At 66.1% G+C, this 25,414-nt stretch carries 24 protein-coding genes; 11 read left to right on the top strand and 13 right to left on the bottom strand.

From position 1 onward, the window contains the following. Positions 1–64 precede the first annotated feature (64 nt). The 8 genes from U5760_RS07590 to U5760_RS07625 all read right to left on the bottom strand — a co-directional run bounded on the left by U5760_RS07590 (position 65) and on the right by U5760_RS07625 (position 9,030). Positions 65–1,009: a proline/glycine betaine ABC transporter permease gene (locus U5760_RS07590; RefSeq protein ID WP_322010759.1), complete on the bottom strand. Its 945-nt coding sequence runs from the start codon at positions 1,007–1,009 to the stop codon at positions 65–67. Beyond that, positions 1,002–2,198, bottom strand: a complete 1,197-nt coding sequence (locus tag U5760_RS07595; protein WP_322010760.1) for a betaine/proline/choline family ABC transporter ATP-binding protein — start codon at positions 2,196–2,198, stop codon at positions 1,002–1,004. The genes U5760_RS07590 and U5760_RS07595 overlap by 8 nt, the downstream gene beginning before the upstream one ends. Beyond that, positions 2,195–2,551, bottom strand: coding sequence for an NIPSNAP family protein (locus tag U5760_RS07600; RefSeq protein WP_322010761.1), 357 nt, complete (start codon positions 2,549–2,551; stop codon positions 2,195–2,197). Before U5760_RS07600 ends, U5760_RS07595 begins: the two co-directional genes overlap by 4 nt. Continuing rightward, positions 2,548–3,399: an alpha/beta hydrolase gene (locus U5760_RS07605; RefSeq protein ID WP_322010763.1), complete on the bottom strand. Its 852-nt coding sequence runs from the start codon at positions 3,397–3,399 to the stop codon at positions 2,548–2,550. Before U5760_RS07605 ends, U5760_RS07600 begins: the two co-directional genes overlap by 4 nt. 2 nt (positions 3,400–3,401) lie before the next feature. Further along, a complete protein-coding gene (locus tag U5760_RS07610; protein ID WP_322010764.1) occupies positions 3,402–4,493 on the bottom strand; it encodes an LLM class flavin-dependent oxidoreductase in 1,092 nt (363 codons plus the stop codon). A 38-nt stretch (positions 4,494–4,531) separates the two neighbouring features. Beyond that, positions 4,532–6,043, bottom strand: coding sequence for an aldehyde dehydrogenase (locus tag U5760_RS07615; protein ID WP_322010765.1), 1,512 nt, complete (start codon positions 6,041–6,043; stop codon positions 4,532–4,534). A gap of 13 nt (positions 6,044–6,056) precedes the next feature. Continuing rightward, a complete protein-coding gene (locus U5760_RS07620) occupies positions 6,057–7,088 on the bottom strand; it encodes a flavin reductase family protein (protein ID WP_322010766.1) in 1,032 nt (343 codons plus the stop codon). A gap of 91 nt (positions 7,089–7,179) precedes the next feature. Further along, the gene (locus U5760_RS07625) at positions 7,180–9,030 is read right to left on the bottom strand and encodes a helix-turn-helix domain-containing protein (RefSeq protein WP_322010770.1); all 1,851 of its coding nucleotides are present in this window, start codon (positions 9,028–9,030) and stop codon (positions 7,180–7,182) included. A 150-nt stretch (positions 9,031–9,180) separates the two neighbouring features. Here U5760_RS07625 and U5760_RS07630 point away from each other — a divergent pair, with 150 nt between their 5' ends. From U5760_RS07630 to U5760_RS07655, 6 genes are all read left to right on the top strand, one after another. Next, complete coding sequence (locus U5760_RS07630; RefSeq protein WP_322010771.1) at positions 9,181–9,771, top strand: amino acid synthesis family protein; 591 nt, start codon at positions 9,181–9,183, stop codon at positions 9,769–9,771. A gap of 110 nt (positions 9,772–9,881) precedes the next feature. After that, the gene (locus U5760_RS07635) at positions 9,882–10,826 is read left to right on the top strand and encodes a glyoxylate/hydroxypyruvate reductase A (protein WP_322010772.1); all 945 of its coding nucleotides are present in this window, start codon (positions 9,882–9,884) and stop codon (positions 10,824–10,826) included. Positions 10,827–10,988: 162 nt separating this feature from the next. Next, positions 10,989–12,134 carry a porin gene (locus tag U5760_RS07640; protein WP_322010773.1) on the top strand — a complete coding sequence of 382 codons (1,146 nt, stop codon included), beginning with the start codon at positions 10,989–10,991 and terminating at the stop codon, positions 12,132–12,134. 942 nt (positions 12,135–13,076) lie between these two features. Continuing rightward, the gene (locus U5760_RS07645; protein ID WP_322010775.1) at positions 13,077–16,295 is read left to right on the top strand and encodes an EAL domain-containing protein; all 3,219 of its coding nucleotides are present in this window, start codon (positions 13,077–13,079) and stop codon (positions 16,293–16,295) included. Positions 16,296–16,422: 127 nt separating this feature from the next. Next, entirely contained in the window at positions 16,423–17,196 is a 774-nt protein-coding gene (locus U5760_RS07650) for a hypothetical protein (protein ID WP_322010776.1), read from the top strand. A 340-nt stretch (positions 17,197–17,536) separates the two neighbouring features. Further along, entirely contained in the window at positions 17,537–18,559 is a 1,023-nt protein-coding gene (locus U5760_RS07655; RefSeq protein WP_322010777.1) for a S1C family serine protease, read from the top strand. A 111-nt stretch (positions 18,560–18,670) separates the two neighbouring features. Here U5760_RS07655 and U5760_RS07660 read toward each other — a convergent pair whose 3' ends face one another. The 4 genes from U5760_RS07660 to U5760_RS07675 all read right to left on the bottom strand — a co-directional run bounded on the left by U5760_RS07660 (position 18,671) and on the right by U5760_RS07675 (position 20,413). Next, positions 18,671–19,060, bottom strand: a complete 390-nt coding sequence (locus U5760_RS07660) for an ecotin precursor (RefSeq protein WP_322010778.1) — start codon at positions 19,058–19,060, stop codon at positions 18,671–18,673. A gap of 132 nt (positions 19,061–19,192) precedes the next feature. Then, the gene (locus U5760_RS07665; RefSeq protein WP_322010779.1) at positions 19,193–19,402 is read right to left on the bottom strand and encodes a hypothetical protein; all 210 of its coding nucleotides are present in this window, start codon (positions 19,400–19,402) and stop codon (positions 19,193–19,195) included. Positions 19,403–19,458: 56 nt separating this feature from the next. Further along, entirely contained in the window at positions 19,459–19,620 is a 162-nt protein-coding gene (locus U5760_RS07670) for a hypothetical protein (RefSeq protein ID WP_027815941.1), read from the bottom strand. A 166-nt stretch (positions 19,621–19,786) separates the two neighbouring features. Continuing rightward, positions 19,787–20,413 (bottom strand): LysE family translocator, encoded by a 627-nt coding sequence (locus U5760_RS07675; protein ID WP_322010780.1) that lies wholly within the window; start codon positions 20,411–20,413, stop codon positions 19,787–19,789. 515 nt (positions 20,414–20,928) lie between these two features. Here U5760_RS07675 and sap1 point away from each other — a divergent pair. Both sap1 and U5760_RS07685 read left to right on the top strand, forming a co-directional pair. Continuing rightward, on the top strand, positions 20,929–21,273 hold the full coding sequence (gene sap1 / locus U5760_RS07680; RefSeq protein WP_322010782.1) for a surface attachment protein Sap1: 345 nt from the start codon (positions 20,929–20,931) through the stop codon (positions 21,271–21,273). A gap of 242 nt (positions 21,274–21,515) precedes the next feature. Next, positions 21,516–22,070: a YaeQ family protein gene (locus tag U5760_RS07685; RefSeq protein ID WP_322010784.1), complete on the top strand. Its 555-nt coding sequence runs from the start codon at positions 21,516–21,518 to the stop codon at positions 22,068–22,070. A 24-nt stretch (positions 22,071–22,094) separates the two neighbouring features. On the opposite strand, the gene U5760_RS07690 is transcribed toward U5760_RS07685, so the two are convergent. Next, on the bottom strand, positions 22,095–22,514 hold the full coding sequence (locus tag U5760_RS07690) for a VOC family protein (RefSeq protein ID WP_322010785.1): 420 nt from the start codon (positions 22,512–22,514) through the stop codon (positions 22,095–22,097). A gap of 239 nt (positions 22,515–22,753) precedes the next feature. On the opposite strand from U5760_RS07690, the gene U5760_RS07695 reads away from it, so the two are divergent. The 3 genes from U5760_RS07695 (at position 22,754) to U5760_RS07705 (ending at position 25,202) form a co-directional block, all read left to right on the top strand. Further along, positions 22,754–22,918: a hypothetical protein gene (locus U5760_RS07695; protein WP_322010786.1), complete on the top strand. Its 165-nt coding sequence runs from the start codon at positions 22,754–22,756 to the stop codon at positions 22,916–22,918. 82 nt (positions 22,919–23,000) lie between these two features. Continuing rightward, positions 23,001–24,179, top strand: coding sequence for a bifunctional DNA-binding transcriptional regulator/O6-methylguanine-DNA methyltransferase Ada (gene ada, locus U5760_RS07700; RefSeq protein ID WP_322010788.1), 1,179 nt, complete (start codon positions 23,001–23,003; stop codon positions 24,177–24,179). A gap of 42 nt (positions 24,180–24,221) precedes the next feature. Continuing rightward, a complete protein-coding gene (locus U5760_RS07705; protein ID WP_322010790.1) occupies positions 24,222–25,202 on the top strand; it encodes a DNA-3-methyladenine glycosylase family protein in 981 nt (326 codons plus the stop codon). The last annotated feature ends 212 nt before the right edge of the window (positions 25,203–25,414 follow it).

Consider the following 25,414-nt stretch of genomic DNA (forward strand, 5'->3'; position numbering starts at 1 on the left):
GCGAGACACATGCGGCGGTCGGGCCGCCGCACAGGCGGGCCGCCCGACGGGCCTGCTTCTGCGTTTACAGCGCTTCCTTCGGGTCGATGTGCTCGGGCAGCGTGTCGTTCGACGGCGGTGCGCCGCGAAACAACCGCGCCACGGCCGCGCGCAGCATGCCCTTGTCGCCGTCGCGCGGCTGGGCGAGCTTCTGCGTCACGCGGTCGAGCATCATTGCTAGCAGCACGATCGCAATGCCGCCCACGGCCGCCTGGCCCACGTCGAGCCGCCCGAGTCCCTGCAGCACGACGAGCCCGAGGCCTTCCGCACCGATCATCGAGACGACCACCGACATCACCATCGCGGTCAGTACGGTCTGGTTCAGGCCGCCCAGGATGGTCGGCACCGCGAGCGGCAGCTGCACTTCCCAGAGCAGTTGGCGGCGATCCGCGCCGAACGCGAGGCCGGCCTCCACGAGTTCGTGATCGACCATGCGGATGCCGAGCTGCGTGAAGCGGATCAGCGGCGGCATGGCGGCGGTCACGACTGCGACTTCGCCCGGCACCGTGCCGACGCCGAATAGCATCACGACCGGCACCAGATAAACGAAAGTCGGCGTGGTTTGCATGATATCGAGGGTCGGCCGCACGATGCGCCACACGCGGTTGCTGCGCGCACACGCGACGCCCACGGGAACGCCGACGATTGCGCAGAACACGATTGCGGTCGCGATCAGCGCGAGCGTCGTCATCGCGTCGGACCATACGCCGAGCGCCGCGATCGCGATGAGGCCGAGGCCCGTGAACGCGGCGATCGCCTTGCCTGCGATGCGCCAGACGATCAGCACGACGACTGCAACGAACACGGGGAAGGGCACCGCGTGCAAGGCGTCTTCGCTGAAGTCGAGCAACTTTTCTATCGGCCACTTGATGACGAGAAACACGGGACGCAGATGCTGCGCCACCCACTGCACGGCCAGCTGGATCCACTGCGCGATCGGCAGGACCGCCAGATCATCGGCTTTAAACATGGCGAACTCCGTTGGCGCCGCCGGCGCCGATGCGTGCGAGGACCTGCCCCGCTTCCAGCCGGCCGACCAGCCGGCCCGTTTCGTCGATCACGCCGATCGCAGGCGCGCCGCCGAAGCGGCCGGCCACGTCGATCAGTTTCGCATGCGACGGCACGCAGCTAAACGCACCGTCCAGCTCCGGTAGCGCCGCGCCGTCGCGCACGCTGTCGATCTGCGCCGCCGTGATCGTGCCGAGCACGCGCGCGTGCGCGTCGACCACGAAGCCCGGTCCACGATCGGCGGCATGGCCGTCCGACGCGCCGCCGAGCACGGTCCAGCTCTCGCCCTGCACGAGCGGCACGAGCGCGGTCATCGACGAGGCTGCATCGAACAGGCGCGCGCGGTCCACGTCGCGCGTGAACGCCGCGACATAGTCGCTGCCCGGCTCGAGCACGATGGACTGCGGCGTGCCTTCGCGCACGAGCCGTCCCTCGGACATGATCGCGATGCGCGTACCGAGCTTGAGCGCCTCCTGGAAGTCGTGCGTGATGAACAGGATGGTCTTGTGCAGCGTGCGCTGCAGGCGCAGCAGCTCGTCCTGCATTTCGGCGCGGATCAGCGGGTCGAGCGCGCTGAACGCTTCGTCCATGATCAGGATGTCGGCGTCGGTCGCGAGCGCGCGCGCGAGGCCCACGCGCTGGCGCATACCGCCCGACAGCTCGTGCGGCATCTTCGCGGCCCAGCGCGCGAGGCCCACGACCTCCAGCACCTCCTCGGCGCGCCGGCGGCGCTCGCGCGGAGTCACGCCGCGCAGCTTGAGCCCGAACTCGACGTTGTCGATCACGCGACGGTTCGGCAGCAGCGCGAAGTGCTGGAACACCATCGAGATGCGCTTGCGCCGGACTTCGCGCAGCGCCGCTTCGCCGAGCGAGCAGAGGTCTTCGTCGTCGAGCAGGATGCGGCCCGCGCTCGGCTCGTTCAGACGGTTCACGCAACGCGCGAGCGTCGACTTGCCGGAGCCCGACAGCCCCATGATCATGTACATCGCGCCGGACGGCACGCTGAGCGAGACATCGTCGAGGCCGACCACCTGGCCGGTCTCGCGCAGTACGTCGGCCTTGCTCGCGCCGCGCCGCAGCATGTCGAGCGCGGCGGCCGGCCGGTCGGCGAAAACCTTGTACAGGCGTTCGATCTTCAGTCGATCGGTCATGGATGGGACTCCTCTCGTAAATCGATGGAAGGCGGCAGCGCGTGCAGCGGCGAGAAGTCGGTCGGCACGAGAATACGGTTCTCGGCGTGCTCGATGTTCTCGGACAGCTTCGGCAGGAAAGCCAGCCAGCGCGCGTCGGCCGCGAGCGCCGCGCGGCGGCGCGTACGGTCCTCGAGGCTCGCATAGGCCCACAGGTGCGTGATCTGGCTCAGCGTGCCGATCTCGGTCGTGAAGTAGCCGACGAGGTGCCCGAGGATCGGCTGCTGGATCGCGAGCCCCTCGTCGCGCACGAGCTGCAGATAGCGTGCCATGCGGCCGTTGCGGATGCGGTAGATGCGTTCCTCGACAATCATTGCAGTCCCTCCGCCTCGTCATCGCCGGCGACGAGGAAGCTGCGCATCAGCGCCGCGACCTGGTGCGGCGCCTCGGTCAGGATCGAGTGGCGCAGGCCCGGCAGGATCGCAAGGCGCGAGTGGCGGATGCACTCGTGCATATAGCGTGCCATGCGCGGATTCGAGCCCACGTCGTCCTCGCCGGTGGCGATCAGCGTGGGCGCCGTGATCTGGTCGATCAGACCGCCGAAGTCGGTCTGCGCGAGCACCCGGTACGCGGCCGCATAACAGTCCGGATCGTTCCCGGCATTGCGGCGGCGCAGCTCGGTCACGAGCTCGGGGTTGTGCTGCTGGAACGCCTCGGTGAGCCAGCGCGAGAGCGACGCATCGTAGTGCGCGCCGCGCTCGCCCGACTGCAGCGCCGCGAGCCGTGCGAGCACGCGCTCGCGCTCCTCCGGTGTGCGGCCCGCGACCGTCGAGAGCAGCACGAGCCGCCGGAGTCGCTGTGGATGGGTGAGCGCGAAGCGCTGCGCGATCAACCCGCCCAGCGAGAAACCGGCCAGATCGAAGCGCTCGAAACCCACGTGGTCGACCAGCGCGAGCGCGTCGCCCACGAAGTCGTCGATCTCATAGCGGCCGCGCACGCGCGTCGAACGGCCGTGGCCGCGCAGGTCGAAGCTGAGTACGCGAAAGCCGTCGCCGAGCGCGTCGATCGTGCTCTGCCACGCCTCGAGGTACGAGCCCACGCCGTGGATGCAAACGAGCGCGCGCGGGCCGTCGCCCTGGACACGGTAGTTCAACGTCACGCCGTCGACCGTGAGCGTGCCGTCTTCATCGACGGGCGTGCGGGGAGAGAAGTCGGCAGCCAAGCTCAATGCTCCGCCGCCGCGAGCGGCGCCGAACGGACCGCGGCTGCGCGCTCGCGCGCAGCGAAGTGCGGCATGACCTCGTCAATGAACAGGCGCAGTGTTTTCATCTGCAGTTCGAACGGCAGGTTGAACGACAGGCCAAGGCAGTACTGGTCGACACCTTCGTCCTCGTAGATCTGCAGCTTGCGGATCACCTCGTCGGGCGTGCCGAACATCAGATTCTCGCGGATCGCGTGCGGATCGTAGTTCGCGCGATTCGTGACCGTTTCGTAGGGTACCGCCTCCGGAAAACCGTTCGTGACCGTGCCGATGTTCTGCATCAGGTTCTCGAAGCGGCGGCCGTAGTCCACGCTGTGGCGCACCGCGAGCTCCCAGTCCGCGGCCCGGTCGTATACGCAGGTCCGGCGCTGCATCATGAAGCGCGGACGCGGATGCTCGGGATGGTCGGCCACGGCCTTGCGGAACTTCTGGCCCAGCACCGAGACCTCCGAGGCCGGCGCGGACAGCGGCGTCGACAGAATGTTCGCGCCGATGCCCACGGCCCAGTCGAAACTCGACGGATCGCGCGTGGCGACCCAGATCGGCGGATGCGGCTGCTGCAGCGGCTTCGGCACCGAGGTCGCGAGCGGGAATTTCCAGTAATGACCGTCGTGCGCGTAGTCTCCCTGCCAGAGCTTCTTCACCGCAGGCACGAGTTCCTGCATGTATGCGACGCCTTCCTGCTGCGGGATGCCGCCCGCCATGCGGTCGAACTCGTACTGGTACGCGCCGCGCGCGATGCCGAACTCGAGCCGGCCGCCGGTCAGGTGGTCGCACATCGCGGCCTCGCCGGCGAGCCGGATCGGCGACCAGTACGGCGCGACGAGGGTCGCCGTGCCGAGCCGGATGCGCTCGGTATGCTGGGCGAGCCACGTGAGCACCGTGAACGGGTTCGGCGAGATCGTACATTCGATCGTGTGATGCTCTGCGGTCCAGAGGGTTTCGAAGCCGCCTTCGTCGGCGACCCGGGCGAGTGCGAGCATCTGCGCGCGCGCGTCCGCCATCGAGTCCTCGGGCGAAAAACGCTCCATGCTAAGCGAAACAGCGAATTTCATAAAAAGCCTCTTGTCGGTATGGAATCGTCGGGCCGCGCTCAGCGCAGGCGAATGACGAACGGGTCCTGCATCGCGCCCGAATAATCGAGCACCACGTTCTTGAGCCGCGAAAACTCGCGCATCACCTCGAAGCCGCCGCGCCGGCCGTAGCCGCTGTGCTTCATGCCGCCGTTCGACGACATGTACGCAGCCGAGCGGTAGGTGTTGATCCAGACGGTGCCGGCCTCGATGTCGCGCGCGAAACGCATCGCACGGTCGATGTCGCGGGTCCAGATGCCGGAGGCCAGTCCGTACTCCGTATCGTTCGCGAGCGTGATCAGCTCCTCCTCGGTCGTGAACGGCATCACGCCGACCACCGGCCCGAAGATCTCGTCGCGCATGAACTGCATGTCGTTGTTGGCCTGCGTCAGCACAGTCGGCTCGAAGTACCAGCCCGCGGCGAGTGCGGGGTCGGCGGGGCGGCGGCCGCCCGCGGCGAGGCGCGCGCCCTGTTCGACGCCCGAGCCCACGTAGTGCTGCACCTTCGCGAGCTGGGCCGCGAGCGCGAGCGGACCGATGTCGGTGTCGTCAGCCATCGGATGGCCCACTTTCACGCGCCGCGTGCGCTCGACCAGCGCTTCGACGAAGCGCTCGTAGATGGGCGCCTCGACGAAGCAGCGGGAGCCGGCCACGCAGGTCTGGCCCGCGGCCGCGAAGATGCCCGAGACCACGCCGTTCACGGCGCGCTCGATGTCCACGTCGGAGAACACCACGTGCGGCGACTTTCCGCCGAGCTCCATCTGGCACGGCACGAGATTTTGCGCGGCGTTGCTGGCGATCTTGCGGCCCGTACCGGTGCTGCCCGTGAACACGTATTTCGCGACGCCCGGGTGGCACGTGAGTGCGTCGCCGGTCACTGCACCGTCGCCGGTCACGACGTTGAACACGCCCGGCGGAATGCCGGCCTCGATCGCGAGCTCGGCCAGCGCGAGCGTCGACGCGCTCGCGTGCTCCGAGGGCTTCACGACCACGGTGTTGCCGATCGCGAGGCACGGCGCGAGCGTGCCCGTGAGCATCATCAGCGGCGAGTTCCACGGGATGATCATCGCGACCACGCCGATCGGCTCGCGCTGGTTGAAATTCAGCATGTCGAGCTTGTTGACCGGAATCGTGTCGCCCTGCAGCTTGTCGGCCATGCCGGCGAAATACAGGTACGAGTCGGGAATGGCCCGCATCTGCGCGCGCATTTCCTTGAGCAGCTTGCCGTTGTCGCGGCATTCGATCTGCGCGAGCTCGTCGGCATGTTCGAGCACGAGCTCGCCGAGTCGGCGCACGAGCTTGCCGCGTTCGGTCTGCGTCATGCGCCGCCACGCGTTCGACTTCAGCGCGGCCTGCGCCGAGCGCACCGCGGCGTCCACGTCCTCGGCGCCGGCCAGGGCGAACTCGTACCACGGCGCGCCGGTGGTCGGGTCGTAGCTCGGCACGTACTCGCCGCGCTTCGGCGCGACGAACTGCCCGTCGATGAAGAGCTCCTGACGCGAGCCTTGCAAACGTTCGACTGTCGTTTTCATGATGTCCTTTGGTTCAAGGTTGCACATGCTGTGACCACGGCTCGGTCGCACTCACCATCGCGACCCGGCCGCCGTCGTGCGTATCCATGTAGATACCGAAGCGGCCGCCCGCGCTCTCGCGTGCGAAGCGGCGCAGCATCGAGCGCACCTCCACGGGCGCGATTTCGTCGTAGGGCAGCGCGTCGAGCGGGAAGAAGCGGCAGCCATCGGGCAGGCCGAGCGCGTCGCGGGGCTCGGCAAGCCGCGCGCGATACATCAGGTAGCCCGAGTTGGTGCCGTCCACGTCGAAGACCGAGTACAGGAAGGTCTCGTCGGGCAGCAGCGCAAGCTCGCGCCCGCCCGCCACCGGCAGGCGGCCCTTCAAGGGGCGGCGCGGCGCGCCGGGCAGCACCCAGCCGCCTTTGCCGTCCTCGACGAGCAGCAGCTTGCCGTCGGCCTCGATCAGATAGCCGACGATCATGTCGTGCGACGAGAGCCAGCCCGCCGGCAGCGGATCCTTGACCTGCGCATAGCGGCCGCGGCAAAAGCCGAGCGGCGCCGACGGGCTCGTGCCGAACGCCTGCACGCGGCCGATCAGGATCATGTGATCGCCGGCCTCCACGCGGTCGTGCACGGTGCAGTCGAACCAGGTGAGGCAATCGGTCAGGACCGGCGCGCCCGTATGCACGGGATCGTGGCTGATCGACGCGAACTTGTCCGGCGACTTCGACGCGAACAGGTTCGAGACATCGGTCTGCACGTCGCGCAGCAGGTTGATCGCGAAATGATCTGTTGTACTGAACACAGGAAAGCTACTCGCGCTGCGGCCGATGCACACGAGCAGCAGCGGCGGATCGAGCGAGACCGACGCGAACGAGTTCGCCGTCATGCCGCGCGGCCGGCCTTCGTCGTCGCGCGTCGTGACGATGGTCACGCCGGTGACGAAGGTGCCGAACGCGCGCCGCAGCGCGATCGGATCGATGACGGTCCGGCAATGGTCCCGGTCGCCCTGATGGTTTTCCCTGGTGTCGGCGCGGTTCGTCGGGTCCGCGTGCTCCACTTGCATACTGTCACCTCGAAACGTCATTGCGTTGAAATGACTGTATGCGATGGCTTGCGCCGATTCATCCTCCGGTTCGCAGGAGAGGACTTGCTGCTTAACCTCCTGTTCGTGGCATGGTGGTCGCGAGTTCACGCTCGTCGGCCTGCGCGGGCAGGCTGCTCTCGAGCAGATTGTGCAGGCGCAGCGCGAGCTCGACCGCGAAGCGGCGATCGTGCGTCTCCACATCGATACCGAACAGGTCGGAGATGCGCGAGAGCCGGTAGCGCAGCGTGGTCACGTGCAGGCTCATCGCGTCCGCGCAGGCCTGGCTGCGGCAGCCCGACCGGATATAGGCGGTCAGCGTGTCGAGATAAGATGAATGATGCTTGCGGTCATACTCGATGATGCGGCCGATCGTGCCGTCCACGAAGCTGCGTACATCGGGCGAGTCGGCCGCGCCGATTAGCATCGGCAGCGGCCCGAGTTCGGGCACGCCGAGCGCGCCGCTCTTGCCGAACGCGCGCGCGATACGGATCATGCGCCAGCAGCGTTCCCATTCGCGCGCGAGCTCTTCAAGTCCTTTGCTGGTATCGCCAAGCACGAGGATCGGTTCGCGTCCGAACGTGCGCGTGAGCGTATCGATCATGCGCCGCGCGAAGTGCAGGAGACGTTCGATCGGGTTGTCGCCTTCGTCGGGCACGAGACACACGAGACCGCCACCGACGGTGACCACGTGCAACGCGATCTTGTGCTGCGCGGCGAGCATCGTCACCGCGCGATGGCCTTCGACGGAGCCGTCGCCGGAAGCGCCCGCGCGCTGCGGATAATCGACCACGATCATGCGGATGGGCGCATTCAGCGCGAGGCCGAGCCGGCGCGCGCGGCCAAGCACGTCGTGCTCGTCGCGCCAGCGCCGTTCGACGATCTCGAAGAACAGCTCGGTCAGCGTGCGCGTTTCGAAACGGAACCGGATCACGCTGCGCATAAGCTGCACGCCGAGCGCGAACTTGGCATTCTCTATCGCGAGCTTTTGCAGGTCGCCGGAATCGCGCTGGCCAAACGTGAGCAGTGCGCCCACGACCTCGCTGTCGACCGTGAGCGGCTCGACCTGAGCGTCGAGCACGAGCCGCTCGTCCACGCCGAGGGTGATGCGGCGCCGCGCGCCGCCGCTGCCGCCGCCACCGACCGACTCGCGCGTGTCGAACAGGATTTGCCGCCCGGGCGGGCCCGCAATCAGGCGTTGCCACGCGTCGTCGTCGTAAAGTTGCGGCGCGGGAGAACGCTGGCCGAGCACGGCTCCGCCAAAGAAGTCAATCACGAGCACGGGCGCGTCGAGCAAGTCGCCGAGCATCGACGTCAGGGTTTCCATGGGGCCGCCCGCGAGCACCTCCTTGAGCATCGAGCCCTGCACCGCGAGCACGCGGCGCAGCTGTTCGGCCGCGAGCGCCTGCGTGCGCTGGCGATGCGCGCGCTCGATCGCAATCGCGCCGAGATGCACGATGACGGCCATGAACGCGAGGTCCTCGTCGCTCACGTCGCGGACCCGGCGTGAGGACACCGAAAGCACCATGGGCCGGCCTTCGGCGTCGTGGCTCTCCATCGGGAAAACCAATACCGTGCAGTAGCCGCGCTCGTGCGCCTCGCGCCGGTAGCCGGTGAACTCGGTCGATTCTCGCGCGTCGCGAATATAGACCGGCTCGCTGCGCTGCAGCGCGACCAGCGCCGGGCTCGTCGCGAGCTCCCAGCGATCTTCGAGCGGGCGGCGCAGCAGCGTCGCGTCGTGGCGCGCGATCACGAGCGCATACCCGTGCGGCACATCCACACTCAGGATCGCGCCAAGATCCCACGCCCCGTGACGGCACGCTGACTCGATAAGACTGCGCAACAGCGTATCGATGTCGCCGTCCGAATTGATCTGGCTCACGGCGTCTCGAAGCGACGCCATCCGCGACAATTGATAGGACATTAGCGGCTCCTCCTTTGATCTCCGTCAACCAATATACGACTTATCGCAGTGTCAAAAAAAACCTGCTTCCGTCGAAACGGCGGAAGACGCGGCCATCTGCGCTATCTAGCATTCGTACTCGTACCGATCACTCACTCATGGAGTACGCAGATGGAAACCGGAGTCCGCAAGATCGCGACTTTTGTCGAGGAAACGCACATTGAGGGCAGCAAGGAGGCCGAGCGGCCGATTACGATGGTGGTCGTGGCCGCGGTGCTTCGTAATCCGTGGGCCGGGCAGGGGTTCGTCGAGAACCTGCGCCCCGAGATCCTGCGCCTCGCGCCCGCACTCGGCGCAGAACTCACGCGCCGGCTCGTTGCGGTGATGCCGCCCGAGCGCATCCAGGCTTACGGCAAGGCCGCCGCGGTCGGCGTGAACGGCGAGATCGAGCATGCGTCGGCGCTGATCCATACGCTGCGTTTCGGCAATATGTACCGGGAAGCCGCAAACGGCACAGCGTTTCTCAGTTTCACGAACACGCGCCTCGGGCCGGGCGCGATGGTCTCACTGCCGATGATCCACAAGTCCGAGACCGGCAAGCGTTCGCACTTCCTTACCGCGACGTTCCAGATCTCCGACGCGCCCGGTCCCGACGAGGTCCTGATCGCCATAGGCGCGGCCGACGGCGGCCGCGCGCATCCGCGCATCGCCGACCGTTTCGAGGATATGGCCGAAATGGAGGCCGAACAGGCCGGCACCTGACGCGCGCGCTTACCGCCGCTGTCCCCGATATTTCCCGGCTCCGTGACGGTGCCGCGCCTGCTGGTGCGCGCGGCACTGACGCGGTCGTCCCTGTCCGTCATGCGATGTCCATGTCAAACCCCATCACGCTAGTCACGCGCGTCGCCGCGCAACAGGAAGCGGCCTGGTTGTCCGCGCTCGCCGAGGCCATGCCTGACGAAACGATCGTGCGGTTTCGCGACATGCTGCCCGACGAGCGCGCACGCAGCCGCGTGGCGATCGTGGCAAATCCCGATCCGGCCGATCTCGCGGCGCTGCCGAATCTCGCCTGGGTGCAGAGCCTGTGGGCCGGCGTCGAGCAGATCGTCGCCGGCCGGGCCGCGGACGAGCTGCCCGTGGTGCGGCTCGTCGATCCCGAACTATCGCGCACCATGGCCGAGGCCGTGCTCGCGTGGACCTATTACCTGCAGCGCGACATGCCGCGCTACCGGCGTCAGCAAGGCGAGCGCCAGTGGCTGCAGCACTCGTACCGCCGGCCCGCCGAGATGCGCGTGGGCATCGTGGGGCTCGGCACGCTCGGCGGCGAGGCGGCTCGGCGCCTGTGCGACGCGGGCTTCGAGGTGGCCGGCTGGAGCCGCACGCCCAAATCGGTGCCCGGCGTGCGCGCCTACTGCGGCACCGAAGGCTTGAGCGAGATGCTGAGCGCGAGCGACATCGTGGTCTGTCTCGTGCCGCTCACCGCGAGCACGCGCGGCCTGCTCGACCGCGCGCGATTCGCCGCCATGAAGCCGGGCGCGGCGCTGATCAACTTCGCGCGCGGCCCCGTGGTCGTCGCGGACGATCTGATCGATGCACTCGATCGCGGCCATCTCTCGCACGCGGTGCTCGACGTATTCGACGAGGAGCCGCTGCCGCCGGCATCGCGCTTCTGGGACCATCCGCGCGTGACGGTGCTGCCGCACATCTCGGCACCGACCCATTTCCACACGGCAGCGCAAGTGGTGGCGGAAAACGTGCGCGCGTGGCGCGCGAGCGGACGCACGCCACGGAGCGTCGATCCGGCGCTCGGTTACTGAGCCATCGTTTCGAATTTCCCCGCGGTCCGCAGCGACCGCGGCGGTAAGGGCATGCCCGCGCGTTTCGTCTTGCCCGTCCGCGCAGACATATCGGGCTTGCTTCGACCCTGCATCGGCAAGAACGGCTTCACCACTTCAACGACGACAAACGGGAGTCAATTGATGAAGAAGGCAATGATCGCAGCACTCGTGCTCAGTTGTATATCTGCCGCGGCGCGTGCTCAGAACAGCGTCACTCTGTACGGGCTCATCGACGAAGGCATCAATTTCACCAGCAACACGCACGGCCACAGCGCATGGCAAACAAAAAGCGGCGATACGGTGGGCAGCCGTTGGGGCCTGTCCGGCCGCGAGGATCTGGGCGGAGGCTATCACGCGATCTTCCGGCTCGAAAACGGCTTCAATGTGAACAACGGAACCGCCGGACAGGGCGGCCGGCTGTTTGGCCGTCAGGCATACGTAGGGCTCGCCTCCGACGAATATGGCACGCTGACGCTCGGGCGCCAGTACGATCCGACCGTCGACCTGTTCAGCGGCATGACGGCGGCCGGTGGCATAGCCGGCGACGTGTCGGCCCACCCGTTCGACAACGACAATACGGACTGGGATTTCCGGATCAACAACTCGGTGAAGTACACGAGCCCGGACTGGCATGGCCTCAAGACCGAGGCGATGTACGGCTTCAGCAACGACACGAATTTCGCGAATAACCGCATGTACTCGGCGGCCGCACAGTACCGGGTGGACGGTTTCACCGCCGTGCTGGCGTACCTGAAGATGAACCAGCCCGGCTCGGCGAACGGCGCTGCGGCGACCGATTCCGTATTCGCGGGATCGTCCCAGCAGGATGTGGACGCGGCGGTGTCGTATGCGTTCGCGAAGACCAAGGTCGGCTTCGCCTGGTCGCACGTCGACGTCTACGACCCGACTTCGAATGTCTACTTCGGCGCGGGCCAAACCCAGCTACCGGGCGGCGGTATATGGCAGTCGTGGAAATTCGACAACTTCGAACTGAATGCCAAATACTTTTTCACGTCGACCTTCTGGCTCGCCGGGGCGTACACCTTTACCGATGCGCATCTGCACTCGACCATGGGCGAATTTCAGCCGAAGTGGCACCAGCTTTCGCTGATGCTCGACTACGACCTGAGCTCGCGCACCTCGGTGTATCTGCAGGCCGCGTACCAGCATGTGGTGAGCGCCAACACGCACACGGGCTTCGACTTCGCGAGCATGGTGGCTTCCGCGGGGACGTCGAGCGGCCCGAACCAGATGGTCGGACGTGTCGCGATGATTCATCGATTCTGAGTTTGGCGCGGGGCGGCTTCGCGCGCTGGAGCACGAGTGGCTCCGGCGCGCTGGCCGGGGTCTGGTCCACCCGCACCACTCGATGCCGGGGCGAATGGTCAAAGAGCGGTGCAATCACGATGCGGAGTATTCGGGTTCCCGACGCGTCATTTATTTTCGACCTGAAAACGGAGTTTTCAGGCCAGGCCTCGACCGGTCGAATCTCTTCAGTTCCTGGGGCCGCCCGCTGAAATACCGGACATAGCCTCTCGCTTAAACTGGCGGGCAGGCATAAGACTGTGTTTTGACCGATACTCGCCGCTCATTTCATGCCTCCGGCAGCATGGGCGAGTGCGCTATCCATTTTTTGCCCAACCATACTCGGCTGCTTTGCGGAGAATCTCGTTCTCCGTGGCCTTCTTCCTTGCGCAGCCGGTTATTCTTCCGCCTTCAGTTCGCCGATCGGGCGCATCGCGCGAACTTGCGTACCCGCCTCGCCAGCGTCTTCGGAACTGCGGCTACGCCAGCGCCCGTCTCCTGACGTCGCCAAGGATACCCGAGCCTGTGCGGCCCGGCTGTCCCGCCGAGCCTGATCGCCTCCACCTTGAATTCATTCGTATATGGCCGTTCGCAGCGGCAAACGCGCAGTCCGGCGCCTGATGCGGCGAGTGGAATAAACGACGGCGAGACGTGTTTACCTCGGCGGGATTGATCGCTGACATGACTTGACGGCCCGCTGCGAACCTGGTTGTCCCGGCAACCACGCCAGCACTGTGCGCGATGCACCGCGCTGGACGATTCGTGTGCCAAAGCGGTGAAATCCCAATAATGCGCTAAAGGGCGCCGCTCGCGTTGCCGATACGCAGTGGTCAGGCGCGCTCGAAGGCGAGCCACCGATTGTTGGATGCGCTCGTCTTCCGTAGCCGCAGGAGGCGTGTAATTCAGTGCCATTTTCCGCGTGCCATGAAACAGAATCCGTTCTTCCGGTTCCTCGGTCGCCTGAGGGTGGGCCGCAAGCTGTTGCTGATCTATCTGCTCGACCTGAGCGCGGTGGTCTACATCAGCGGCATCCTCATCCACGAAAAGTACATATCGATTGACTTCTCGCAGAACGAGATCGTGGGTAATGCATACCTCGGTACCGTGCGCGATGCGCTGATCGAGATCGCGATGAATGGTGCCGGGGTCCAGGTGGACCCGGAGCGCATGAGACGTGCCGAACTGGCGCTCGCGTCGGCCGAGGCGAAGTTCGGGGCAGGCATGAAGAGCAGTGAACTCAACGAGCGCGTGCGCATTGCGCTGGAGGCGCTCGCGCGCGCGCGGCAACCGCCCGCCCCGCAAGCCGTGCATGCTGCGCTTGAGGAGAGCCGGGAGCTCGTTACGCGAGTCGGCAACCAGTCCAACCTCATTCTGGACCCGGATCTCGACAGCTACTATTCGATGTCTTTATCGGTCCTGCGCTATCCCGCGTTGATCGTCACCGTCGATGACATCGGACACCTTCTTCATGAGGGAGCCGCCAATGCCCAGGACCGCCGCGAGCTCAACACTCGGTATCTCGTGCTGGAAGGCCAGCTCGACGTGGTGACTCAGGGGGTGCGCTCCGACTTCGCTGAAGCGGGCGCGGCAAACGAGGACGTGAAGCAACGGCTTTCGGCGTCGATCGATCGTATGCTTGTGTCGATCGACGCCTACCGCGAAGCGGCACGCGCCGTCGTTGCGCAAAGCGACGCCGGCAATGCCGGCAGCGCATCGGCCAACGCGCTGGCCAATGCCGCGCAACAGGAACTCATTGGGCATGTGGGCGACGCATGGCGGGCAACCGGCACTGAACTCGACGTGCTGTTGCGCGCGCGCGTGCACAGCCTGTTCGCGCGTATGGCGATGCATCTCGGCACGGCGTTGTGCCTGCTGTGCGGCATCCTCACCATGGTCTATCTCGTTGCGCAGCAGATCTCGCGTCCGTTGCGCCATCTCGCGGGCGTGATGGACAAGGTGCGGCGCACGGGCGATCACGGCTTGCGTGCTTCGTGGCAGAGTCAGGACGAAATAGGGCAGCTCGTCACGGGTTTTAACGAAATGCTCGAACAGCTGGACCACGAACGCGATGTGCAGAAGGAGCTTGCTGCGACCGCGCGCGCCTCGGAAGCCCAGCACGCGCTGGTGGAGGCGACACCGGTCCCGATGATGGTGACCGCCGTGCCGGGCCACGAAGTGCTGCACGCCAACAGCCCCGCACTTTACTGGCTCAATGGCTGTACCTCGGACCCGTGGGCACGCGGGCTCGATTCCGCGGTCCGTGCCCGCTTTTTCCAGCAACTTTCCGACCGCGGCACCATCGATGAATTCGAAGTGCATTGGGTGGCGAGCGAAGAGCCGACATGGGTCATGCTTTCGGCGCGCCGCCTCAGGTTCCAGGGCCGTGACGCCGTGCTCACGGCCTTTACGCCGATCAACCAGATCAAGCTGATGGAGCAACGTCTGGAACTATGGGCGAAAGTGTTCGAGGCGTCGTCAGAAGCCATCCTCATTCTCGATGGAGGGCGCCGTCTTCTTACCGCAAACGCGTCGTTCTATCGCGCGACGGGCTACCGTCCCGAAGACGTCTGCGGTGCGGTACCTGAATTCCTCTCCGGTAATGCGGGAGACGGCCCGCTGATTGCGCAACTTGCTGCGCGAGTCGACATCTCCGGTGTCTGGAACGGCGAAGCGATCGTGCTGCGGCGCGCGGGCGGCGACTATCCGGTATGGCTCATGATCAGCGCAGTGCGCGACAAACACGAAGGGGCCTCGCACTACATTTGTACCCTGATCGATATTACCGACCGCAAAAAGAGCGAAGCGCGCATTCAGTTTCTCGCCGAACACGACGTGCTGACGGAGCTGCCCAATCGCGCCCTGTTCGCCAAACGTCTCGGAGCAGCCATCGGAGGCGCACGTGATGCCGGGGAGCGTCTCGCCGTGCTGTTCATCGATCTCGACCGATTCAAGGACATCAACGACACACTCGGACATCATGCCGGCGACGGTCTGTTGCGCTCGATCTCGCGCCGCCTGCTCCAGTCCGTTCGTGCGGACGATACGGTCAGCCGCCTCGGCGGCGATGAGTTCACGGTTCTGCTGTCGTCGGTGCGCAGCGTAGCGGACGTTGCGGCGCTCATCGATGAACGACTGCTGCCGCTCATGCGCGAGCCGCACGCCGTGGGAGGCATGACGTTGCAGGTTGCCTGCAGCATCGGTATTGCCATGTACCCGGAGGACGGAGGCGACATCGAGACGCTGATGCAGAACGCCGATGCTGCGATGTATCGCGCCAAGGCCGGCGGTCGAAATCTCGTCAAGTTTTTCTCGCAGGATATGGCCGAAAGCACCCGCCACCGCCTGGAGCTCGAGGTAAATTTGCGCGCGGCAGTCGAGAGAGGGGAATTCTGGCTTGCGTACCAGCCTTGCGTGGATGCGTCGACCGGCGAACTGAAGAGCGTGGAGGGGCTGTTGCGCTGGCAACATCCGAAACTCGGGCAGGTTTCGCCGTCCGAGTTTATTCCCATTGCAGAGGAAACGCGGCTCATCGTGCCCATCGGCGCGTGGGTGATCGAGGAGGCGTGCCGACAAATCGCGCGATGGCGCGATACCGGTCTATCCGGCATGCGCGTGTCGATCAATCTCTCCGCTGTGCAGCTGCGCGACGACGCGAAACTCGTCACGTGTCTGAGCGACAGTCTCGCGAAACACGACGTCGATGGGAAAAGCCTCGAGCTCGAGATCACGGAGACGGTCTTGATGGAGAGTGCGGAACACTATCTCGAGACCATCCACGCGATTCGCGCACTCGGCGTGACGTTCTCACTCGACGATTTCGGCACCGGCTATTCGAGTCTGAGCTATCTGCACCGGTACCCGCTCGACCGGATCAAGATCGACCGGACATTCGTCCACAACAGGCTCGAAGCCCAGGCGGATCTTGCGGTCATCAAGGCGATTGTGGACCTGGGACATGAGCTGGGGCTACGGGTAGTCGCCGAGGGCGTGGAACGCGAACGGGAAGCCGATGCCCTGCGCCGCATAGGTTGCGACGAGTTGCAGGGATTCCTGCATGCAAGACCTATGACGCACGATGGCCTGGCGGACTGGCTGGCCGCACGTGCCGCTCCGGACCCGATGCGCCCGGAACTGGTCGGCTAACGGCGTTGCGGTCTCGAAGTTTCCGGGATACGGTAGGCTAACGTTGCCAGGCCGGCGGTGAACCGCGCCTTGCCTCAAACGGCAAAACCCGCGCCGGATAAAAGCGGGCAGCGAACTGAAAAACACAATGAAAAGAACAATAGCGATTGGACTCGGGGTCATGTCGGCGGCATTGCTGGGCGCATGCGGCGACGGCGGGTGGGGCAACCAGAACGTACCGCCGCCTCCGGCGCCGGCACCTGCGCCGGTGACGGACGCCCAGGGCTTCTATTCGGGCATGGACAGCGTCAACGACAACGTGACCAGCGTCGTCCTCGATTCGGGCGCGTATTACTTCATCTGGGCGAACAGCATCACGGGCAGCTTCGGCGTCGTGCAAGGCACCGCAACGGCCGCCAGCGGCCAGTTCAACTCGACGAACGCGAAGAACTACTTCCTCGGCACGAGCACCGTGGTCAACAGCACCATCTCGGCGATCTATACCGCGAAAAGTAATCTGACCGGAACCCTCACTCCGGCTTCGGGCACCACCGGCTACACGAGCTTCTCCGGCACCTACAGCACCGTCTACGACCAGACGCCGAATCCCGGCGCCATCGCGGGCACGTATCAGGGCGCAGCCGGCTCGCTGAACGCGGTCGATGCTTCGGTGAGCGTCACGCTCAGCGCAAGCGGCGCGCTGGTCGGCAGCGGTTCGAGCGGATGCCGCTTCAGCGGCACCGCGAAACCTCACGCGAACGGCAACGTCTACGACCTCACCGTCACGTTCGGCGGCGCGCCCTGCGTCGATGCGGGACAGTCGATGACAGGCGTGCTGCTCGTGAACAACGGCAAGCTTGTCGCGACCGGCACCCTCGCCGACCGCTCCGACGCGTTCTTGCTCGTCGGCACGGTCCAGTGACGCTGGGGCCGTCATCGCACGAATCGCAGGGACAAAAAAAGCCGCGGCTACGCCGCGGCGAAAGAGCTTGCCACTACTACGCGGCGCGAGGGGACGTCGCCGCAGTTTCATTCTCAATGTTCAAGTGACCGCCTTCAATGCGCGAGACGTATTTTTGACAATCGTTAACCTTTGCGGCGGCCACACTTTGCCCATTAAGCGACCGAAGCTGCGAAAACACCGCTTTCCTCAGCACAAACAAGCGTCGATGCCCTATTGACGGCTCCCATCGGCACCCCCTCTTGAAAACCCGTCGGCCTCCCTGCATGTACTGCCCAGTTTTCATCGGAGAATGCTGATCGTGGGCAGCCGTCCTTCTTTTATCGACGATCTGGCTCGCGCCGCTGCCGACGGCGCCAGTCCGCGCGCCGACGCCGGCGACGACGCCTTGCTCGACGCCTATTCGCGCACCGTGATCGGCGCGCTCGAGCGTGTTCAACCTGCCGTCGCCTTCATCGCCGTCGAACGCCGCGCCGGCGGCAACGCAGCCGCGCGCAGCGGCAGCGGGTCAGGCTTTCTGTTCACGCCGGACGGCTATCTGCTGACCAATAGCCATGTCGTCCACGGCGCGAGCAGCCTGCGCGTCACGCTCGCCGACGGCGCGACGTATTCGGCCGACCTGGTCGGCGACGACCCCAGCACGGATCTCGCCGTGCTGCGCATCGGCGCCGCCGAGGCCCTGCCGCATGCCGAACTCGGCGAGTCGGCGCGCCTGCGGGTCGGCCAGATCGCGATTGCGGTAGGCAGTCCGCTCGGCCTCGCGCAGACGGTGACGACAGGCGTAGTCTCGGCGCTCGGACGCTCGCTGCGCTCGACGTCGGGCCGCATGATCTACGACGTGATCCAGACCGACGCCGCGCTCAATCCCGGCAACTCGGGCGGCCCGCTCGTCAATTCGGCAGGCCAGGTGATCGGCGTGAACACGGCGATCATTCCCGGCGCGCAAGCCATCTGCTTCGCCACGGCGATCGATTCGGCCAAATGGGTCATCACGCAGCTCTTCGCGCATGGCCGCGTGCGGCGCGCGCACGTAGGCATCGCGGGCACCAGCGTGCCGCTCGCGCGCAAGGTGCAGCGCTACTTCGATCTCGGCTCGGCAAGCGGCGTGCGGGTAATGGAGGTCGTGAAGGGCAGTCCCGCCGCAGTGGGCGGCCTGCGCGTGGACGACACGATCGTCGCGATCGACGGCATGCCGGTGGACAGTATCGACGCGTTACAGCGCTTGCTCGACGCTTCGCGTATCGACCGGGAAGTCGAGATCGACGTGATCCGGCTCACCCAAAAACTCAGCTTGCGCGTCAGGCCCGTGGAGCAGACGGGGTAAAGGCAGCGTGTAACGGCAAGCCGCACCAAGCTTCCCTCGGCGATAGCGGGTCCGCAGCACGCCTGTGCGTTGCGGACCCGTTCGTTTGCTTCGCAGACCGAAGCAAGGCGATTACCAACCCGCAGGCTGCGAATAGCCGTCGTACGGCGGCGGGGGCGGCGGTGCCGGTTCGGCGGGCGCGCACGCGACATAACCGCCGGAGTAACGGTCGTAGCAATAGCCGCCGGCCGGCGCCGCGGCATAGGCCGGCGCGGGTTGTGCCGCATAGGCGGGCGCCGGGGCCTGCACATAAGCGGCGGGCGCAGGCGCCTCGGGGGCATAAACCGGGGCCGCCTGATACACCGGCGCCGCTGCGTTGTTGACCGCCGCCCCCACTACGGCCCCGATCAACGCTCCGCCGATCAGCGCGCCCACCACGTCGCCGCTGTGGTCGTGCGCGCTGGCCGGCCCCGCCACGGCGAGAGAACCCGCCAACACCACCACGGCCGCTATCTTTTGCATGTCGCTCTCCTCGAGCACGTTTGAGAACATGCGGGCGATTGTGGACGCGACGCTCCGATACAGGTGCTACATCGGGTAACACGGAGTTACGGGGGAAAACGTAGGGAGAAAGATGTGGGACAACGCACGCGCTCAGTGCGCGTGTTCGCCGGTGGGATGCGGGTCGGCACTGCCAGGCGGCACGGCCTCATGCGTCGGCCCATCCGGGGGCAGCCCGAACTGGCGCGGCCCGATTGGCCTGCCTCCCTCGCTATGCGGGGAAAGCAGGCTGAGACCAAGAGACAACACGACAAGCACGAAGAGCGCGACGCAATACGTCATCCAGGGGAACCCGGTTTCCACGAGTGCCTCCTTTCGTCATCGCGTCCCCGGGCGCGTCGCGCCGGGGCGGCACCCGCCTAGTGGTGCAGGATGCTGCGCAGCGGATGGCGCCAGTCGATATGGGGAGCTCCCGCTTCCACGCGTTGCCTGTGCTCCTCGAGAATTTCGTCGGAAAACAGAAAAACGACTATGACGAGGGGTATCACCAGAAACGCGCCCAGTATTACGTGTTCGATCACGATTACCTCCTGGATGTCAAGCGGTTGCGCTTCTATTGTAGTCGCCGCGCGACAGTTTGCACTGTGGGCGAATACTGACTCGCCGCGCGAGCGGATGGCCTCCGCTCGCCGTGACATCAGCAGGATATGTGCCCGCCTGGGGCGGCACCGGTGCACAGAGCCGGAATCAGGCCGCGGCCTTCTTCCAGGCCGCCGCGAACAGCCCGGCGCCGATCAGGAGCGACCCGCCCGTGCGGTTGACGGTGCGCTGCACGCGCGGGTTGCGCACCGCCTTGCGGGCGGCGGCGGCGAGCAGCGCGTAGCCGCAGGCGTTGAGCGTCGCCAGCACGAGGAAGGTCGCTTCGAAGATGACGATCTGCGGCAGCGTGGCGGTATGCGCGTCGATGAACTGCGGCACGAACGCCACGAAAAAGATGATGCTCTTGGGGTTGAGCGCGGTAACCGCGTAGGCGTGCGCGAAAATGCGGCCGGTGCGCGTCTCCGAGGTGTCGGCGGCGTCGGCGTCCATCACGGGCGCGCGCCAGAGCTTGATGCCGAGATAGATCAGATAGGCCGCGCCGACCCACTTGAGCATCGAAAAGAGCGTCGCGGAGGCCGCGAGGATCACGCCGAGACCCAGCATGGACGCGGTCATCGCCGTGAAATCTCCCAGCGCAACGCCCGCCGTGGTGGCAAGCGCATAGCGGCGGCCGTGGCCGAGCGCGTACGAAACGACCAGCAGGACGGTGGGACCGGGAATTGCGACGAGGATGGCCGAAGCGATCGCGAACGGCAGCCAGTGGGCAAAAGTCATGGGAGTCTCCAGAAGGAAGCCCGATTTATCCACGAAGTTTTGCGACGCGCAAGGCTCCCGGCAATCTCCTTGAAGGGCCGGTATTTCCTGAGCGCCGAAGGGCTGGCATCGTTTTTATTCAGCAGTCGTGGGATTAATCCGCCGCTTGCCAATCCGCGCAATTACGAATTTATGTGCGCCGCGTCATTGGTGAAGTCGATTGTATTAAAGCATTTAAATCGCCGGATATTCTCGGGCCTGTAATTCGGTGTAATTCGAGTGTGCCTTGACCGATGCGGCTAACCCGCCCGGAAAAGCGTTTCGGATTGCACGATATCGACGCCAAAAGGCGCTGTTTCTACGGCAAATTTCACCGTGTAGCGTGTCGATTGCGCATTGCAGCAATCGGCCGCTGTTGCGCTCGCACACGAGATGTTCTTGAAGTCCTTTATCGTTCTTCTAGAGTAAAAATTGCGGGTTCAGCGTGGGAGTTAAATACATAGCTAACCTGAGACACGACCCGCAGGAGGCAGAACATGAAAATGCTATCCGCAATGGCTGTCGCCGCAGCCGGCCTGATTTGCGCCGCATCCGCCCTCGCACAGGACGCCACCGTCAAGCCGCAGCAAACCGTGCACCTCAAGCCGGGCTCGTACGGCTGCCTGTCGAAAGACAATCTCGACGCAGTTTCACAGCACGAACAGGCCGGCGAACATCAGCAGATGCAGGAGTATTTCTCCGGCTTCCAGTGCCTCTCGACGCCGGATGATCAATCGTTCCGCGTGATACGCGTGATCGGTCACGATGTCGAATTCGTGAATGCCGCGAATAGCGACGACGACCAGGGCCTCTGGACCAGCGACCGGTTCATCAAGCAGTAACGCCCTGCCGCCGCGACACGCGTGGCCTGGCAATCGACGCCGGGCCATGGCTTTTTCAGGCCTGCGAACGAACAAAACCCATCGGATCGCACCGCGCAGCTGTCAAACCGCCGTCACGTTCCCGACCCACTATCGCTTAGGCATGGCGTAGCAAACGTCGTGTCGGCACGTCACTTGCTCGCCCAATCTTCGCTATCATGTGCGGCTTTGCGCGGCGGCTTTTGCGCGGCCCGGGAATTGGCATGGCACTCAAATCGACCATCTACAAAGCGGAACTGCAGATCGCGGACATGGACCGGCACTATTACGCCGACCATGCGCTGACGATCGCCTGCCATCCGTCCGAGACCGACGAGCGGATGATGGTCCGCCTCGCCGCGTTCGCGCTGTTCGCCCACGAGCGGCTCGAGTTCTGCAAGGGCCTGTCCGATACCGACGAACCGGATCTCTGGCGCAAGGACTATACGGGCGCGATCGAAACGTGGATCGAAGTCGGCCAGCCCGACGAGCGCCGCATTGCCAAGGCGAGCGGTCGGGCCGAAGAGGTGGTTGTGATCGCCTACGCGGGCCGCACCTCGGATATCTGGTGGCAAGGCGTGCGGGGCAAGGTCGAACGGTTGCGCAACGTGACCGTGTGGTCGCTCGCGGACGGAGTGGCCGAGGCGCTCGGCAAGCTCACCGAGCGCACCATGCGCCTGCAGTGCACGGTGCAGGACGGCGCGGCGTGGATCGGCAACGGCACGGACGAGCCCGTGGCCATCGAGTGGACCGTGCTCAAGGCGCCGGAGAAAGTCTGAGCGCAGCCGGGGGATCGCGAGGCTTCAGCGCGAAACCGGCGCCCCCGGCGGCCCCTTCAGTTCCACCATATTCCCTTCCGGGTCGAACAGATAAAGCGAAGGCCCGTGTCCTTCCGCGCCGTAGCGCTCCACCACGTCCCCGGGCCGGGCACCGAACGGCTCCAGATGCGCCTTGAGCGCGGCGCCGTCGAACGGTTCCACGCGCAGGCACAGATGGTCCATGTTGCGGCCGGCCGGATCGCCTTTGCCCGATTCGCGATCGAGCGGCCCGCCTATGGCCACCAGATCGATCAGCGAGCGCCCTGCCCGCAATTGCACGAGCCCCAGATCGCGCTGCTCGCGCTCCACCGTGCAGCCCAGCGCGTCGCAGTAAAAGCGCGTGAGCGCCGCGGCATCGGCGGCACGAATGACGACGTGATCGATTTCGCGAATCTGGATCTGCATGACGGATCTCTCTCGTTTTCCGCAGGGCTGGTGCGCATTGGTCGCGCAATGGCCACGCATGGTCAGCTAGCCGCTGGCTCGATGCCATCGTACACAAGCTGGCGCTAGTCGGGCTGCGGGCCGCAAGGGCGCGAAAAGAAGCGGAGAATCGGGACGAGGATTCCGGCGGGCGAGGCAAAATCGCTGGACGAAAAAAAGCCCGCTGCTGTGAGCGGGCTTAATCCATATCAGGAGGAGACATGGAGGAGACAGAAACCACTATACACAGCCGCCTGACGCGACGCAACAACTTTTTAAGGGAAAACCCGCAATGGTGCTATTTTGTCGCACGACAGCCGGCGCGCACCAACGAGGGGCATCAGGGCCAGATCATGGCGAGGCAATTGGCGCGGGCAACGAAATGACAGCGCAAGATCCGGCGCGCGACAGCGCAGTCGCGTGGCTACAGTGGGAACCGTCGAAACCAACCATTCCGGGAGTCACGTCATGACCGCCGCCGCGTCCCCACTCGCCGCCTCGTCCTCTGCTCCGACCGCCTTCGCCAGCGAAGCCGATCGCTGGGAAGCCATCGCCACGCGCAATGCCGGCGCCGACGGAGCCTTCTTCTACGGCGTGCGCACGACCGGCGTATTCTGCCGGCCGTCGTGTGCGTCGCGTCTGCCGCGCCGCGAGAACGTCGCTTTCTTCGACGATGCCGATGCCGCCCGCGCCGCCGGCTTTCGCGAATGCAAGCGCTGCCGCCCCGGCGGCCTGCCGCGCGAGCTCGAGATCGTGCGGCGCGCCTGCGCGGCGCTCGACGCCGACCCGCAGGAACGTCTCACGCTCGCCGAACTCGGCGACGCCGTGCACCTGAGCCCATTCCACCTGCAGCGCCTCTTCAAGCGCGTGCTCGGCGTTTCGCCGCGTCAGTATCAGGCGGCACGCCGCGGCGCCGCGCTGCGCGATGCGCTCACGCAGGGCGCGGGCGTCACGCGTGCGAGCACCGATGCGGGCTTTGGCTCGTCCTCGCGGCTCTACGAGAGCGTGCCCGCCGAACTGGGCATGGCGCCCTCGGCGTATCGCCGCAAGGGCGCGGGTCTTACGATCCGCTATGCCAGCGCGCCGACGCCGCTTGGCGTCGTGCTCGTCGCGGCCACGGCGCGGGGCATCTGCCGGATCGCTTTCGGCGACGACGCGGCCACGCTCGCGGCAGCGCTGAACGACGACTTCGCGAACGCGGACCGTGTGGAAGATACCCAGGCCCTCGCCCCGTTCATCGCCCAGATCGACGCCTATCTGCACGGCCGCCGCGAGCGCTTCGACCTGCCGCTCGACATCGCGCCCACGGCATTCCAGCAGCGTGTCTGGGAAGCCCTGCAGCGGATCCCCTATGGCGAGACACGCAGCTACACGCAGATCGCCGAAACGCTGGGCGCACCGCGCGCGGTGCGGGCGGTGGCGAGCGCCTGCGCGTCGAACCCGGTGGCGCTCGCGATTCCCTGCCATCGCGTCATCCAGAAGGGCGGCTCCCTCGCCGGCTACCGCTGGGGCCTCGAACGCAAGGCCGCGCTGCTCGACGCCGAATCGAAGGGGTGCGCTGCACCGGGCGGGGCTTCGGCCGAAACGTCCACGTCGCGCCTCGGCCGGCGCGATACGCACGCCAACACCCCGGAAACCGCCGCCTGAGTCCAGCCGAATCCCCCACGTCAAAACCCCCTGCCCCCCCTGATGCGCGCACGAACGAAAGAGCCACTACCGCCCGAGACATTCCCCGATCGCGCCACGATCGAACTCCCGTTTCGCGCGCCCTACGACTGGCCCCGCATGCTGCGTTTCTTCGCGGGCCGCGCGACACCGGGCGTCGAGGCCGTCGAAGACGGGACCTGGCGCCGCGCCATCGAGTACCGCGGTGCGAGCGGCACGCTCGCCGTGCAACGCCCCCCGCGGCGGCGCTGTCTCGTCGTGGAGGTGGAAGGCCCGGTGAGCGCGCATGCCGCGGCGCTCGCCGCCCCGCTCGCCCGCATGTTCGACGTGCACGCGAATCCCGCCGCCATCGGCGAGCACTTCGCCGCCGATCCCTGGCTCGCGCCGCTCATTGCCGCGGTGCCCGGCCTGCGCGTGCCGGGCGCGTGGTCGGGATTCGAGCTCGTGGTGCGCGCGATCGTCGGACAGCAGGTGAGCGTGAAGGCCGCCACGACGATCGTGGGACGCCTCGTGCAGCGCGTCGGCGAGCCGATCGAGGGGCATCCCCATGCGAGCACGGCCTGGCGCTTTCCCACGCCCGCCGCCCTTGCCGCGGCGGATCTCGCCGGCATCGGCATGCCGGGCAAGCGCGTCGCGGCGCTGCAGGGTTTCGCCGCCGCCGTGGCGAGCGGCGCCGTAGCCATCGAGCGACATCACGACGAGGCAAACGGCGCGCCGACACACGCCGCTCCCGCGCTGGACGACATGCGCGCCGCCCTCCTCGCCCTGCCCGGCATCGGCCCCTGGACCGTCGAATACGTCGCCATGCGCGCATGGCGCGACGCGAACGCCTGGCCCGCCACGGACCTCGTGCTCATGCAAGCCATCGCGCAACGCGACCCTGCCCTCGCCCGCGCCACGCAGCAACGCGCGCGCAGCGACGCCTGGCGACCGTGGCGCGCCTATGCGGCCATGCATCTGTGGAACGAAATCGCCGATCGCGCGGGAGCCGCACGCGGCGGTTAGGCGAAACGCAGTCTGCGCAAACCCGCGCGAGGCGGGTCGTCGGTCCACAACGGACGGTGCGCGCGATCCCCGCCAATCGGCGCGAGAAGCCGTCCCAAACCGGTCCGAAGATGGCCCGAAGACGGCCAAATCGGCCGCAAGCAGGTCTTCCGGCGAGATGTTAAAGTGCCCGCTAACGAAAATATCCACCTTGGCGCGCGCACGCAAACAGG

The sequence above is a fragment of the Paraburkholderia sp. J12 genome (assembly GCF_905220215.1).
In the GTDB taxonomy this organism is placed as follows: domain Bacteria; phylum Pseudomonadota; class Gammaproteobacteria; order Burkholderiales; family Burkholderiaceae; genus Paraburkholderia.